Origin of the sequence: Sedimentibacter sp. B4 (assembly GCF_000309315.1) — a bacterium.
GTDB lineage: Bacteria > Bacillota > Clostridia > Tissierellales > Sedimentibacteraceae > Sedimentibacter > Sedimentibacter saalensis.
On sequence record NZ_CANG01000292.1, the window covers coordinates 1 to 236 of the forward strand.

The window sequence follows — 236 nt, forward strand, 5'->3', positions numbered from 1 at the left end:
GACCGTGCGCTCTCCCAGCACCAGCGGACGCGCGAACAGCGCGTGCGCGCTGAGCGGCACCAGCAGCAACGCGGACAGGTCGGGCCAGATCACCGGACCGTGCGCGGAGAAGGCGTACGCCGTCGAGCCGGTCGGTGTGGCCACGAGGACGCCGTCGGTCGCCCACCGTGACAGCGGACGGTCGTCGAGCCGCACCAGCACCTCGATCATGCGATCGCGGGAGAGCTTCTCCACCA

At 71.2% G+C, this 236-nt stretch carries 1 pseudogene; it reads right to left on the reverse strand.

From position 1 onward, the window contains the following. A pseudogene (locus BN358_RS11120) lies at positions 1-236 on the reverse strand (NAD(+)/NADH kinase); the annotation flags it as partial.